This window comes from Novosphingobium panipatense, assembly GCF_900182875.1.
GTDB classification, from domain to species: Bacteria; Pseudomonadota; Alphaproteobacteria; order Sphingomonadales; family Sphingomonadaceae; genus Novosphingobium; species Novosphingobium panipatense.
The window spans coordinates 1-13,608 of the sequence record NZ_FXUI01000029.1; the positions used below are offsets into that span (position 1 = coordinate 1).

Genomic DNA, 13,608 nt, shown 5'->3' on the forward strand with positions numbered 1-13,608 from the left:
TGCGCCTCGGTGAAACGGCTCTTCCTCATGCGTCTGCTCCTTCCTCGTGGGCAGACTCTACATCAGAATGAGGGACCTTTCGGGGGGCAGGTCAGCTCCTTTCGATCAGTAGAAAATACCCCATAGCGCCCACGCGCCATACCAAAGATCGCGTGCGAGACCCTCAGCCTGAGACCGGGACCGGGACCGGGACCGGGTAAATCAGGGTGTCCAATCTCATGCTTTCGGTGATGGGCGCCTTTGCTGAATTCGAGCGTGCCCTCATCCGCGAACGCCAGCGCGAAGGCATCGCCTTAGCCAAACAGCGCGGCGCCTATCGCGGGCGCAAGAAGATGCTTTCAGATGAAAGGGTGGCGGAACTGGTGCGGCGCGTGGGCGACGGCGAGAAGAAATCCGTCATTGCGCGCGATATGGGGATCAGTCGGGAGACGCTCTATCAGTATCTACGGGCGGCGGCCTGAACTTTGCAGGGGCCAGTTTCACTGCACCGGCTGTCCGCGCGTAGTCTGTTCGGCCGCGACTTCGAAGGGCGACGTCGTATTGGCGGCCGGGTCATAGAATCGGTCGATCCGGTTGCGGATCCGGTTCTGTACCCGGTTCTGGATACGACTGTTGACGCGGCCTATCGGCCCGGTCTCGATAGTTTTGGCGGTCTGCCGCTGCCCCACCTGTCCGACCGCCGATTCCGCGATTTGGCCGGGGCTGTTTTCTTTTTGAGCTTGGGCGGAAGGGGCTATGAGCAGCAAGGCGGCCGATGCGGCTAGACTGGGCATGCGAAGTTTCATGAGGCTGTCCTCGCGGGTGCGTGTACGGGGCGGATCAGGATGCGATTAATCTGTCCCGACACGCCGTCAATGTCGCCTGACGAGCGTGCGACCAGCGCCAGCATCTGTACCGGACAGTTAGCGGGTACGCGGATGGTCCCTTGGAACCGGCCGCCAGCCTGAGATGAATTCGGTAATTCCACCCGCCCGATTTCGCCACCGGTTTGGCAGCGTAAAGTCCAATAGGGCCGGGAGCGCACAGGCTGTTTGATCCCGACACTATGCCCTTCGAGAACATAGTCGCCGGGGGGTAACATCTGGAGCTGTTGCAGCAGGGTGCCGCCATTGCCCATTGATACGGTGAAGTCGAACAGGCCATTGGTCGCATCGGGCAGGATTGCCGTCGACACGCCGATGCTGTTGGCGGCCGTCCAGTCGAATGCGCTCCGTGCCTCGACTGCGCTCCTGAAGGCGGGGTCGCGCGACTGGCGCCGGTCGCTGCCGGGGCGGGTGGCGGCATAATAGGTCCAGGCATCATCGAACAGCCTGGCCGCCAGCAGCCGGTTGATGAGCGTCACGCTGGCTGCATTGGGCACGGGCACACGGGTCGCCTGCAAGCTGTGGAAGAAGGCGGCGCTCGCCGCAGGGTCGGCGTCGCTGCGGGCGGTATGGTTGATGAAGCGGGTGCCCCAATTGGGCTGAGCTCCAAGTATCTTGACCAGTTCCATGCGGATTACTGGGTCGGTCAGCGCCGATGTCAGCACCGGGAAGAGCAATTCCGGCGCATTCTTCTTGGTGCGGAGCGCGATGTCATAATGTCTGAGTGCGCCGGGAATATCGTCGCGGGCAACGGCGAGTTCGATCGCCATCAGCTGGGTCCGTAGGTCGCGCCGCGACAGTGTCTGCGAATAGGCAAGCAGCCGCTCGCCCTCGGCCTGATCGCCGCGCATGAAGGCATCGGCGGCAAGCGTCGCGACCGCCTCGACAGCGGTTGGATCATACTGCAGAGCCTTGCGCGCGATCGCCACCGCGCGCGTCCGGTCGGCCTCGCTCGCCTCAGGACCGGAGAGCCGCAGCGACAGGCGACCGGCGATGCGCCCATTATTGGGCGCCAGTGCATAAGCTTCCTCTGTCCGGGCGTCGGGCAGCACCAACGCAACCGACTGCATTACCGAGAGATAGCCGATCCAACCGACGATCCCGGCCAGACCGAGGCGAACGCCCCATTCAAACGGAGAACGCCGCTGCTGCCGGGGAGGCTGCTTCTTCATCAGGCGGCGTCAGGCTCTGCGTCGCGGCCATAGCGATAGCCATATTCATAGCCATAGCCATAGCCATAATGAGCCTTCTTGGCGTCGAACTTGGTAAGAACGCTACCGATGATCCGGGCATTGGCGGTGACAAGGCGGCCGAGCGCCTCCTTCACCAGCCCAGTGCGGATGCCATGGGATTCCACGGCATAGACGACGCCCTCGACCTTAGTGGCGATGAGCGGCGCGTCGGCCAAGCCCATGACCGGCGGGGAGTCGATGATGACGTGATCATAGATCTCAAGTAGCCGCGCGATGAGCTGTGAGAGGCGGTTGCTGGTCAGTAGTTCCGCAGCATTGGGCGGCAGTGGCCCTGCGGACATCGCCGTGAAGCCCAGATCCTTCAGCGGGAAGGTTAGGGATTCGATATTGTCCTCGCCAGTCAGATAATTGCTGAGGCCTCGGTCATGCGTAACGCCACCCAGATGATGGATTGAAGGACTGCGCATATCGCCGTCGATGAGGATTACCCGCTTCCCACCGCGCGTCAGCGTCGTCGCGAGCGCGAGACAGGTGGTCGACTTGCCTTCGGCCGGTCGCGTCGATGTGATGGAGAGAGAGCGTGGGACACCATGCTCGGTCGAGAAAGCGAGGTTGGTCTGCACCGACAGATAGGCATCGACGAGATCCGACTTCCGGTCGAGCAATATGTCTTTGGGTGCTTCGTCGATCTTGGGGATCGTGCCAAGCAGCGGCAGACCAAGCTCGCGTTTGGCTTCCGCTGGATCGGTGATGCCTTCATCGATTTGTTCCAAAGCAAAGGCCAGCGCCGCGCCGATCCCAAGGCCTGCCATAATGGCGATGGCGAGATTGATCAGCAATTTGGGGCTTGAAGGCAGTTTAGGTGCCTGGGCTGGATCGACGACGGAGATATTGTTGACGCCGACGCCCCCGGCAACACCAATCTCCTTGAAGCGCTGGAGCAGGCCATCGTAGAGTGCCTGGTTGGTATCAACTTCCTGCTGATAGATATTATATTGAATGCTGCGGCGCCGCAGGTCGAGATAATCGCCCTTCAATTGCTCGACCTTGACCTGCAGCGCCTGTTCTTGTTCCTGCGTCCGACGATAATCGGCGAAAAGCGAGGAGGTTACACGCCCTTCCTCGCTGGCGATGCTGCGGTCGAGCTGGGTAATCTGCGCCTGAATGGCCTGGGCGGCGGGATAGCCGGGCTCGAACTGCGTCATCAGCCGCCTGTACTCGGCTGCCAATTCCGCGCGGCGCTGACGCAGGCTGTTGATCGCCGAATTGCTCAAGGCTTCCGCGGATGCACCTGCTCGTCCGTTTTGCTGATAACGAGCTTGGGCTTCTATGCGGCTCGCGGTCGCTTGCGTCAGCGCGGCATTAAGCGCGGCCAGGTCATCAACGACTATCGAGCGCTCTGAACTGGATTGCCCATTGCCGGATTGCGCGGGCAAATTGATGATTTTAGCGGACGAGGCGTAATTGACCAATTGCCGCTGTGACTCGTCCAGCCGGTCTTTCAATTGGATCAGCTGCTTCTGCAGAAGATTGCGGCCATAGGAGGTCGCTTGAATCTTACGTTCCAAATTGGTCTGGATAAAACTCTCCGACCACGTATTGGAGACTTTGGCGGAAAAGGACGGATCGGGACTTGTGAATTTGATCTCGACCAGGCGGGACATGCGCGTCGGGCTGATGTCCAGATGCTCGCGCAGAATTTCGCCGGCAGCACGTTCTCTGGTGGCGCGCCCCGAAGCTGGATAACGGCCATTTGCAAGCTTGAAGGCCGGATCGTCGCTCTCAAAATCGAACATTTCGAAGAAGCTTTGAGATTCTGGCAGCTTGAGGCGTGTTGCCACACGCTCGGAAAGCGCACGCGATTCCAGCAGGCCATATTGCGTCTGATAAAATTCTTGGTCAGTAATGGCAGCTTCGCGTTCGACCGCCTGAAGATCCGTGACTTTATCCGCCTCACGCGAAATCTCGATCGTCGAGGATGCCGTATATTGCGGCGTCATTAGCAAGGTAGCGATCAATCCGATTAGAAAGCATACCGCCACCGCACCAAGGATCACATAACGCCAGCGAATGGCGATGCGCAGATATTGGCGCAACATCGGGGGGACGCTATTTTCCGATTGCGCCTGCAGCAAAGCTACCGCAGCCATGTTGCTGTCCGGATTCAAAGCAATATTAGACATAGGACTGCAGGCCTCAACGCAGGACCGCGACAAGGGGTGACGCGATGAGAGGTGATAGAGAAACGACATCCCGGAAAAGACGGCGCTGTGGGGAATCTCCAATGATGACGACATCATTGGCGTAAACCGGTGGATCAGCATAGGCACCACGACGGATCGCACTTACGTCGTAAAGGCCAGCCATCCGCTGATTATCGACGGTACGCAGGATCACCACCTGCTCCTGTTTTGCAAATTCCGACAGGCCTTTTGCCGAGGCGATGACGCGCATCAGCGTCATCTGGTTGGTCACCGGATAAAGGCCCGGCTCCTTCACTTCGCCATCGACCGTCACGACCTGACTGACCGAGCTTTTGATATTAACGGTAACTTGAGGGTTGCGGACATATCGTCCTTGCAGTGCGCGCTCGATCGCCTGCGCCAATTCATCCGCAGTCTTGTTGCGCGCGTCGACGGTGCCCACCAGCGGCATGGAAATGCGTCCGCTCGCGTCAACCTGCATTTCGCGGCTGAGTTCGGGCACGTTGAAAATATCAACATTGATCGTATCGAGTGGGCCGATCAGGGCAGGCCGGTCGGCCGCTGCCAGATCGCCCCGATTAGGCGCAGGCAGACCCTGGCTGTCGGGAATGACGGTCAGTTGCGCGCTGGGCTGTGGGGGCGGCGTTCCCGCGCAGCCCGCAAGGCTGGCCGCGATAATGAACGAAACAAGAATTCTGCGCATGCGCCCTACATCTTTCCGCTGAAAGTCTTCGCCTTAGATGCGGATCGCAATCAGGTAAAGTCGGCCCTAACGCTGGCCGTTCTATTTTGGCAAAGCCAAGAAGCGGCAATGACGATCATCGCCATCATCATCGGCGTGCGTGCCGGATAATCAAAGGCGCTGGCGACGAAAACAAGAAGCAATATGGCCGATCCCAGCTTCGGCAGGACAGAGTGCCGGCCGTTTCCTCGCCAAGCCCGAATGCTGGCTATCCCGTACCATCCGATCGCGATGAGCAAGAGCAGCAGTGCAGGCAGGCCGCCATCAAGCACGACCTCCATAAGATCATTATGTACGTGGTTGAAATAGGTCGGCTTGAGCAATTGGAACGGCTCATGCAGACGGAATACTGTATCGAAACCGCCAAAGCCTGCGCCTGCGGGGAAATAGGCGGCGATCATCGACAGCACCGTCGGCAGGCCGCGTGTGCGCATATCCTGGCCAGGATCAATCTCGAATGCGCGGCGGACGGATTCCGCTCTGTCGGCAGCCATGCTAACCAGGACGAACAGGGCGATGAAGCCGATGATCGCCGCGATCAGCGCCGGAAAGACCCAGCGCGGTGCTCCGCGCAAGGCGCGGCGGACATCATGCCAGCATACTGCGAGGCCGAGCGCCAGCGCCAACAGGCCGGTCAAGATGCCAGCGCGCGATCCGGTCGCCAAGATAGTGAGCGCAAAAAGCGTCATCAGCACCAGCGCGACAGGCGCGCGCCATCCCGCACCTTGTTTCCCAGCAAGAGCCCAGACAGGCGTGATCAGGCATCCCATGGCCAAGAACAGCGCGAAATGATTACGGTTGGCGAATGTGCCGCTAACGCCGCCCACAGAGTCATTGAGGAACGGATTATTGATGGCGAAGCCGGAAAATTGCAGCAACCCAACTAGCATCGACAGGAAAATGACCCCGAGCAGGATCGTAGGAAGCCATGCTTTCTCCTCGTCCCGTAAGGCGCTGACGAGATAGAATGCGACTACCGGCACGATGAGGGATGAAGCGGCGTTGATCGTTGCCCAAGGAACGATCGACCATGGCCGCCAAGTCGCCTCGTCGGGGCGTGCTCCGAGCAGCGCTTCCCGGCCCGGCAGCGCCGTCCAGATGTCGGGAGGCAAGGGCACAAGCTGCAGCAGGACGAGCAGGACCGTCGCCAGCAGCAGCCAAAATGCCGTCCCTATCCCTGCGGTCACTGGCCGTGCACCGAACAGGATCGCCAGCATAAGCAAAAACCACGCCGTTCCGCGCGTCACCACCTGCCCCGAGACATCGGCATGGGACGCGCCGCCCGCCACCCATAAGGTGCCCACCAGTAACAGGAACAACGCAAGAGCGGGGCTCCAGCGGTACGCAAGAACGGGTCGGGAGGGCATTTTAGGACAAGGCTCCCTTTGCGCGCGCTGCTTCCTTCAACACATCGCTTATGGCCTGTGAAACGCGCGCCGTATCGTCGGCAGATGGTTTCGGGTGGACGAGAAACATGAGACTGGTCTCGCCCAGTTCCTATGCGATGGCAAGGGGTAGCTGGAGACCCGCAAAAACTGTAGCGTTTGCACGTTGATGGTGATTCATTGATCTGGAGCGATCATGGAGAGCCGTGATGGATCCGAAGTCCCTGTTCAGTTTGAGCGAGCATCTTGAGGCGTTGAGCAAGGAGGGTGATCCGCTCGAGACATTGCAGCAGACAGTCGATTTCGAGTTTTTCCGCGCCTGGCTGGTTGAAGGTCTCGGTTACGGCGACGGCGCCAAGGGGGGCCGTCCTCCTTTCGATCCGGTCATGATGTTCAAGGCGCTGATCCTTCAGGCGCAGCACAACCTGTCGGATGCACGGATGGAGTTCATGATCCGGGATCGCCTGAGTTGGCTGCGTTTCCTTGGGCTGTCGCTCGGGGACCGAACGCCAGACGAGAACACGATCCGGCATTTCCGCAATCGCCTGACCGAGACCGGAACGCTCAAGAGGGTGATGAAGGCCTTTGACTGGCAACTCCAGAAGAAGGGGTACATCCCGATGTCCGGGCAGATCGTGGATGCCTCGCTGGTGCCTGCGCCCAAGCAGCGCAATACCGAAGGCGAACGTGAGGCGATCAAGTCGGGGATGAGCGCGAAGGAGATCTGGCCCGACGAGCCGAACAAGGCCGCGCAGAAGGACATCGATGCGCGCTGGACGCTCAAGATTGGCGGCAAAGTGCGGTACCGGGCGGATGGAACGCCATTGCCCATGATTGCCCTGCCAGTCTTTGGCTACAAATCGCACATCAGCATCGATCGGCGTTTTGGCTTCATCCGGGAGATGGCGGTGACTTCAGCATCGGCCGCCGATGGGCGTCTTCTCCGGCAGGTCGTCACCACGGACAACACCGGCTCCGAAGTCTGGGCTGACAGTGCCTATCGCTCGAAGCGTAACGAGAAGTGGTTGTCGGATCGGATGCTTACCTCTCGCATCCATCGGCGCAAACCGAAGGGCAAGCCCATGCGGAAAGCAACCGCCCGGGCCAACGCTGCCAAATCCTCAATCCGCGCCCATGTCGAACACGTCTTTGCCCATCAGAAGAACAGGTTCGGGTTGTTCATCCGAACCATCGGGACACCCTGATTTACCCGGTCCCGGTCCCGGTCCCGGTCCCGGTCCCGGTCCCGGTCTCAGGCTGAGGGTCTCGCACGCGATCTTTGGTATGGCGCGTGGGCGCTATGGGGTATTTTCTACTGATCGAAAGGAGCCTGTGTCGGCATCCGCGCGGTGATGGCGTCCATCATGCCGAGTTCGGTTGACATTCCCAGTAGAGGAAGCGTTTGAAGTTGAACGCGATATTGGCGAGGCCGATCTTCGTCTTTGCCCTCTCCATGCCGATGGTGCGGATGAACAGGCCCATCCGGTGTTTCTGGGTAGCAAAGACATGTTCGACGGCGGAGCGGACCTTGGACCGGGCAGCATTGGCGCGCTGGCGTTGGTCGGGGAGCGGCTTGCCGGGCGTTCTGCGGAAATGGATCTTCGAGACGAGGCCGGCACGCAGGATGGCGCGTTCGTTCTTCTGGCTGCGATAGGCCGTATCCGCCCAGATCGCGCTGCATGGCTGGCTGACCAGGTGCGGATGAAGCCGTGGCGCTGGTCGATGCCGAGATGCGACTTGTACCCAAACAGGGGCGTGGCGATCTCGGCCATGAACTTGCCGTCCGGCCCTTTCTTGCGCCGCCCCCGCTTGAGCGTCCAGCGCGCATCACGGTCCTTCTGTGCAAGCCTTGCCGGCTTCGCGGCCCAAGCCTGAGGAATGCCACCCTGCCTGACAACGGCGCGCTCTTCATCGGTCATGCGCTGGCGCGGAGCCGAGATGATACTGGCATCCACGATCTGTCCGCCCATGGCCAGATAACCTAGCGACTTGAGGTGAGAGTCGAACCGGGCGAACAGAGCCTCGATGGCATTCGCCCGGACCAGAGCTTCGCGAAAGCGCCAGATCGTCGTCTCGTCCGGTGTATTATCGCCATCGTCGAGCCCCAGGAAGCGTCCGAAGCTACGACGGTCAAGGATCTGGAACTCGGCCTGGGCGTCCGACAAGCCGTAAAGCGTAAGCGCCGACGGAACCCGGCCTTGTGTGGATCGAGAGAGGGGTGAATTTTGCGGGGCACATGGAGGCCTTGCGAGTGGATATCGAGCAGTCAAAAGAGCCTCGTATGAGTGCTCGCCGGGATGGCGGAGCGGTCGTACGAGTGGAGCGGCGTCGGCACTGGAGCGACGAAGAGAAGCTGGCGATCCTGAAGGAGACCACGCAGCCCGGCGCCATCATGGCAGTGGTCGCACGGCGGTAGAGGACATAGCGTGGAAAGTACGCTAAACAACGCTAAGGGAGAACGAACGGCGAACGACAGGTGCGAACGAGCGTGCCGCCTAATCAGGTGGGCCGTTCAATCCCCATCCTACGCATTTCGCGATAGATGGTCGATCGGCCGATGCCGAGTTGCCGAGCCGCTTCTGTCGGAGAGATGCGGGCTTCAACCAGTTTGATGGCGGCATTCACTTTGGACATGTCGAGCGGTTGACGGCCAGGCTGCTTGCCCTTGGCGCGTGCTGCCGCGATGCCGTCCCGGGTCCGCTCGGAGATCAGCCGCCGCTCAAAGTGGGCGATCGCCCCGAACACATGGAAGATGAGTTCGCCGGCCGCCGATGATGTGTCGATCTTTTCCTCAAGGCTCAGGAGCGCAATGCCCTGGCCGCGCAGCGTCTCAACCGTGGCAAGCAATTCGGCCAACGAGCGCCCGAGCCGATCGAGGCGGACCACCGCCAGGGTATCACCCTTACGGGCATAGGCGATCAGCTCGGCCAGACCGGGGCGCTCCATGCTTTTGCCCGACATGACGTCGGTGAACACCTTGATGGCGCCGGCCTTCTCTAGACGCATGGCCTGGCCCGCCACGTCCTGATCGCCGGTGCTGACGCGGGCATAGCCCAGAATATCGCCCATGCCGTACGTCTCCCAAACGGTCGTTCTGTGGACGTTATGGGGGGCAGCCGCTGCGCCCCACCCATATCCGTCCACATACTATGTCTCTTTACTCCTCGCTGTCCATAGGCCCAGATGACCTTTTGTGGACAGGAAACGGCATGACGAAGCGCAAGCATCAACTCCTGACCGAGAGCGAACGCGATCAGATCCTCGCCATCCCAACCGATCGCGACCATTTGGCCCGGCTCTATACCTTCGAGCCTTCCGATATCGAGATCATCGGCGCGCGACGGGAGCGACGGAACCAGTTGGGCGTGGCGCTGCAACTCGCGCTCCTGCGGCACCCGGGCATCACGCTTGCGCAGTTGATACAGGACAGGGGAGCAATACCCCATGATCTCGCAGCTTTCGTCGCGGAGCAACTTGGTCTGCACGTAACCGAGCTGGCCAACTATGCGGCGCGGGATCAGACAATGACGGATCATGCCCGTGAGCTGGCGGCGCGTTTGGGGCTTCGGGGGCTAACCCGCGCCGATATTCCCTTCATAGTCGAGGCGGCCGCGAGAACGGCTTGGGCGACCGACAAGGGGATGACGATTGCGATGGGCGTGGTCACCGCCCTGCGCGAGGCCCGGATTTTGCTGCCGTCCATCTCCACCATCGAACGCGCCAGCAGCGCGGGACGTGCCCGCGCGCGCAAGCAGGCCGCCTACGCCCTGATCGCCGATCTCAGCGCCGAACAGGTCCAGGCTCTCGATCAGCTCTTCGACGCCGCCGGCGGCATGAGCCATCTCGCCTTGCTTAAGACCATCCCCGTCGCGGCCAAGCCCGATCACGTCCGCCAGATCCTCGACCGTCTGAGGCAGGTGCGGAAGATCGGCATTTCCCCCGACGTCGCGGGCCGCATCCACGCGGACCGATTTCGGCAATATGTCAGGGAAGGCCGTGCGTCGCCTGCCTATATGATCGAGCGCTATATTCCCTCCCGGCGACGCGCCACGCTCGTTGCCTTCCTGCTCGATCTTGACGGCTGACGGACAGCGCCCTGGAGATGGCGGACAAGCTGATCGGCGGCATCTTCACCCGCGCGAAGAACGCCCAGGCGCGCAGCTATGCCGCCACGTCGAAGAACGTGGCCCGGCTGATGCTGATCTTCCGCAGGACGATCGACGCGCTCACCGATGCAGTCGATACTGGCGAAGATCCTATGGAGGTCCTGGATGCCTCAGTAGGATGGCACACCCTCCTGAAGGCCAGACCGGAAGTGGCGACGATCGCGGAAACCGCCAATCTTGATCCGCTGACAGTCGCGGCCGACCGCTATGCGACGTTGCGCAAGTTCGCCCCTGATCTGCTTGAAGCGCTACAGTTCAGGGCCGGAAAGGGCAGCGCGAAAACGATTGCCGCTATCGAGATGCTGCGCGACCTCAATAGGTCGGGCAAGCGCGATCTGCCTGCCGACGCTCCGATGCCCTTCCGCAAGGAATGGCAGAAAATCGTCATGGGCGATGACGGCAAGATCAATCGGCGGCTCTGGGAAATCGCGGCTATCGCGCATCTGCGCAACAAGCTGCGCTCCGGTGATGTCTGGGTGGAACGATCGACGGGATACCGCCAGTTCGACAGCTACCTGCTAAGCGAACCGAAGGCCAAGCCGATCGTGTCGGCTCTTGGTCTGCCACCCACAGCCGGCGAATGGCTCGAACAGCGGGGCCGCGAACTGGACTGGCGGCTGAAGAAATTCGCCCGGAGCCTGAAGCGCGACGCTCTGGAGGGTGTGCGATACCGCGACGGCCGCCTCCAGATATCCCCCGTTCGCACGATCGCAACGCCCGACGCCGAAGCCCTGGCCGACCGGCTCGATGCGATGATGCCACGCATCCGTATCACCGAACTGCTACATGAGGTGGCGCAGGAAACTGGCTTTCTTTCGGCATTCACCAACCTGCGCACCGGCGAGCTATGTCCCAATGAAAATGCGCTGCTCGCCACGATCCTCGCCGACGCCACCAATCTCGGCCTGTCGCGCATGGCCGCCGCGAGCCAGGGCGTCACGCGCGATCAACTCCTGTGGACCCATGACGCCTATATCCGCGACGAGAGCTACCGCGCGGCGCTCGCCGTCCTCATCAACGCGCACCACCGCCTGCCATTCTCGCGGGTATGGGGCGACGGCACAACGTCCAGTTCCGATGGCCAGTTCTTCAGAGGCGCGAAGCGCGGCGCATCGGGCGGCGACATTAACGCGCGCTACGGCGTCGATCACGGCTTCAGCTTCTACACTCATGTTTCCGATCAGCGCGCGCCCTACCACGTCAACGTGATCTCGGCCGCGACGCATGAGGCGCCCTATGTCCTCGACGGCCTCACCAGCCACGGCACCGATCTGAGGATCGTCGAGCATTACACCGATACCGGTGGGGCGACCGATCATGTCTTCGCCCTGTGCGCCATGCTGGGATTTCGCTTCTGCCCACGCCTGCGCGACTTCCCGGACCGGCGCCTCGCGCCGATCGCGCCGATTACATCCTATCCATCCATCACCCCGCTGTTGGGTAAGCGCATCCGCACCGACATCATCGGTGAGCAATGGGATGACGTGCTGCGCCTCGTAGGGTCGATCAAGGCCGGCCATGTCGCGCCATCGGTCATGCTGCGAAAGCTCGCCGCCTATGAACGGCAGAACCAGCTCGACGTCGCGCTACAGGAAATCGGCAAGATCGAACGGACCCTGTTCATGCTAGACTGGCTTGAAAATCCCGATCTGCGCCGGCGATGCCATGCCGGCCTTAACAACAGCGAGCAGCGCCATGCCCTGACGCAAGCGATCTACACCTTCCGCCAGGGCCGCATCATCGACCGCAGCCATGAAGCTCAACAATATCGGGCATCAGGCCTCAACCTGGTCATCGCGGCGATCGTCTATTGGAACACGATCTACATGGACGCCGCAGCCCAGCATCTGCGATCGGCAGCGGCCCCGGTCCCCGATGATCTGCTTGTCCATACGTCGCCGGTTGGCTGGGAGCATATTGCCTTTTCCGGCGATTTCCTCTGGGATCGAGCCGCCGCTTCCGCTGGCCGCAAGGCCCTCAATCTTCCGCCGGACAGCCGCGCCGCCTAAGCGTTCCTCGGTTGTTCTCCCTTAGCGTTGTTTAGCGTACCTTCCACGCTACGCCCTCAGATAGGCAAAGCCCTCCAGGGTGCGGATGTAGGTAATGTCTGTCACCCAGGCTCGGTCTGGCGCAGCCACGTCGAACTGGCGATCCAGCGTGTTGTCGACCGCCAGGGACGGCTTGCCACCGTAGCTGCCAGGCCGGCGCTTGTAGCCGACCTGGGCCTGATACCCGCCAGCCTGGTCAACCGCGCAACGCGGTTGGGGCAGCAGGTCTCGCCGTGATCCAGAAGATCATCGTGCAGCTTGCGATAGCCATAGACCTTCCCGCTGTCGTTCCAGGCTTTGCGGATAAGATCGGTCTGCCGAGCATCTTCCCGAGCCCGCTGGCTCAGCGGGCTCTTCTGCCAGGCATAGAAACCGCTGGGCTGCACGGCGAGGCAGCGGCACATTGCCCGCACGCCAAAACGATCGCGATGCTCGGCAATGAACGCGTATCTCACTTTGCATCTCGAGCGAAATACGCGGTGGCTTTTTTTAGGATGTCGCGCTCCTCGGTCACCCGGGCCAGCTCGCGCTTCAGCTGACGGATCTCGGCATCCTTGCCGGCATCGCCGGACACCTGTCGGGCCAACTGCCGCTTCCAGGCATACAGCGAATGCTGGCTGACGCCGAGCCGCTGCGAGACCTCGGCTACAGGATATCCGCGTTCGGTGATCTGGGCCACCGCATCACGCTTGAACTCATCACTGAAATTGGGCTTCCCCATCTTCGCCTCCTGTCCTCAAAATTAGGATCGAAGGCGTCCAGAAATCTAGGGGCTACTCAGTTCGCAAATAACTGCGACCTTAAGACCGACCCATCATCCCACCGGCAAGGCGCCGCTCAGCGGATGCGTACAATTAGAGGGACCTGCTATTAATCTGGACGCCTCGAAAAACCACTGGCGGATACGGGCTTGAGCTGGACGCCTCGAAAAACCACTGGCGGATACGGGCTTGAGCTGATTCACTGCCTTTGCATTGCAGCGGAGGCGATGATGGCAGGGCAGCCGG

The 13,608-nt window shown here is 61.1% G+C and carries 10 protein-coding genes and 3 pseudogenes; 5 read left to right on the forward strand and 8 right to left on the reverse strand.

The window, feature by feature from the left end; all coding sequences use genetic code 11:
- Positions 1 to 206: 206 nt before the first annotated feature.
- Positions 207 to 461, forward strand: a complete 255-nt coding sequence (locus QOL62_RS19035; RefSeq protein ID WP_430438276.1) for a helix-turn-helix domain-containing protein — start codon at positions 207 to 209, stop codon at positions 459 to 461.
- A gap of 18 nt (positions 462 to 479) precedes the next feature.
- Here the strand turns inward: QOL62_RS19035 and QOL62_RS19040 are convergent, their stop codons facing one another.
- Genes QOL62_RS19040 through QOL62_RS19060 form a run of 5 tightly spaced genes read right to left on the reverse strand, consistent with a single transcriptional unit; the run spans position 480 to position 6,321 of the window.
- A complete protein-coding gene (locus tag QOL62_RS19040; RefSeq protein ID WP_283407236.1) occupies positions 480 to 785 on the reverse strand; it encodes a hypothetical protein in 306 nt (101 codons plus the stop codon).
- The gene (locus QOL62_RS19045; RefSeq protein ID WP_283407237.1) at positions 782 to 2,035 is read right to left on the reverse strand and encodes a tetratricopeptide repeat protein; all 1,254 of its coding nucleotides are present in this window, start codon (positions 2,033 to 2,035) and stop codon (positions 782 to 784) included. The genes QOL62_RS19040 and QOL62_RS19045 overlap by 4 nt, the downstream gene beginning before the upstream one ends.
- Positions 2,035 to 4,239, reverse strand: a complete 2,205-nt coding sequence (locus QOL62_RS19050) for a GumC family protein (RefSeq protein ID WP_283407238.1) — start codon at positions 4,237 to 4,239, stop codon at positions 2,035 to 2,037. Before QOL62_RS19050 ends, QOL62_RS19045 begins: the two co-directional genes overlap by 1 nt.
- Before the next feature lie 13 nt (positions 4,240 to 4,252).
- Positions 4,253 to 4,963, reverse strand: coding sequence for a polysaccharide biosynthesis/export family protein (locus tag QOL62_RS19055; RefSeq protein ID WP_283407239.1), 711 nt, complete (start codon positions 4,961 to 4,963; stop codon positions 4,253 to 4,255).
- Positions 4,964 to 5,013: 50 nt separating this feature from the next.
- Positions 5,014 to 6,321 carry an O-antigen ligase family protein gene (locus QOL62_RS19060; protein WP_283407240.1) on the reverse strand — a complete coding sequence of 436 codons (1,308 nt, stop codon included), beginning with the start codon at positions 6,319 to 6,321 and terminating at the stop codon, positions 5,014 to 5,016.
- Between the two features lie 275 nt (positions 6,322 to 6,596).
- Between QOL62_RS19060 and QOL62_RS19065 the strand changes: the two genes are divergently transcribed.
- Both QOL62_RS19065 and QOL62_RS19075 read left to right on the forward strand, forming a co-directional pair.
- The gene (locus QOL62_RS19065) at positions 6,597 to 7,592 is read left to right on the forward strand and encodes a transposase (protein ID WP_283407241.1); all 996 of its coding nucleotides are present in this window, start codon (positions 6,597 to 6,599) and stop codon (positions 7,590 to 7,592) included.
- A gap of 504 nt (positions 7,593 to 8,096) precedes the next feature.
- Complete coding sequence (locus tag QOL62_RS19075; protein WP_283407242.1) at positions 8,097 to 8,372, forward strand: hypothetical protein; 276 nt, start codon at positions 8,097 to 8,099, stop codon at positions 8,370 to 8,372.
- A 123-nt stretch (positions 8,373 to 8,495) separates the two neighbouring features.
- On the opposite strand, the pseudogene QOL62_RS19980 reads toward QOL62_RS19075, so the two are convergent.
- Positions 8,496 to 8,657 (reverse strand): annotated as a pseudogene (locus QOL62_RS19980) (hypothetical protein); the annotation flags it as partial.
- An 11-nt stretch (positions 8,658 to 8,668) separates the two neighbouring features.
- Here QOL62_RS19980 and QOL62_RS19080 point away from each other — a divergent pair.
- On the forward strand, positions 8,669 to 8,803 hold the full coding sequence (locus QOL62_RS19080; RefSeq protein ID WP_283407243.1) for a transposase: 135 nt from the start codon (positions 8,669 to 8,671) through the stop codon (positions 8,801 to 8,803).
- Positions 8,804 to 8,886: 83 nt separating this feature from the next.
- On the opposite strand, the gene QOL62_RS19085 is transcribed toward QOL62_RS19080, so the two are convergent.
- On the reverse strand, positions 8,887 to 9,456 hold the full coding sequence (locus QOL62_RS19085) for a recombinase family protein (protein ID WP_283407244.1): 570 nt from the start codon (positions 9,454 to 9,456) through the stop codon (positions 8,887 to 8,889).
- 140 nt (positions 9,457 to 9,596) lie between these two features.
- Between QOL62_RS19085 and QOL62_RS19090 the strand changes: the two are divergent.
- Positions 9,597 to 12,562 (forward strand): annotated as a pseudogene (locus QOL62_RS19090) (Tn3 family transposase).
- 57 nt (positions 12,563 to 12,619) lie between these two features.
- On the opposite strand, the pseudogene QOL62_RS19095 reads toward QOL62_RS19090, so the two are convergent.
- Positions 12,620 to 13,322: pseudogene (locus tag QOL62_RS19095) on the reverse strand (IS3 family transposase); the annotation flags it as partial.
- Between the last annotated feature and the right edge of the window lie 286 nt (positions 13,323 to 13,608).

Excerpts from the sequence above, each read along its gene's own strand:
- QOL62_RS19050 (WP_283407238.1), bottom strand. The coding sequence starts at position 4,239 with ATGTCTAATATTGCTTTGAATCCGGACAGCAACATGGCTGCGGTAGCT.
- QOL62_RS19040 (WP_283407236.1), bottom strand. The coding sequence starts at position 785 with ATGAAACTTCGCATGCCCAGTCTAGCCGCATCGGCCGCCTTGCTGCTC.
- QOL62_RS19065 (WP_283407241.1), top strand. The coding sequence starts at position 6,597 with ATGGATCCGAAGTCCCTGTTCAGTTTGAGCGAGCATCTTGAGGCGTTG.
- QOL62_RS19045 (WP_283407237.1), bottom strand. The coding sequence starts at position 2,035 with ATGAAGAAGCAGCCTCCCCGGCAGCAGCGGCGTTCTCCGTTTGAATGG.
- QOL62_RS19085 (WP_283407244.1), bottom strand. The coding sequence starts at position 9,456 with ATGGGCGATATTCTGGGCTATGCCCGCGTCAGCACCGGCGATCAGGAC.
- QOL62_RS19055 (WP_283407239.1), bottom strand. The coding sequence starts at position 4,963 with ATGCGCAGAATTCTTGTTTCGTTCATTATCGCGGCCAGCCTTGCGGGC.
- QOL62_RS19080 (WP_283407243.1), top strand. The coding sequence starts at position 8,669 with ATGAGTGCTCGCCGGGATGGCGGAGCGGTCGTACGAGTGGAGCGGCGT.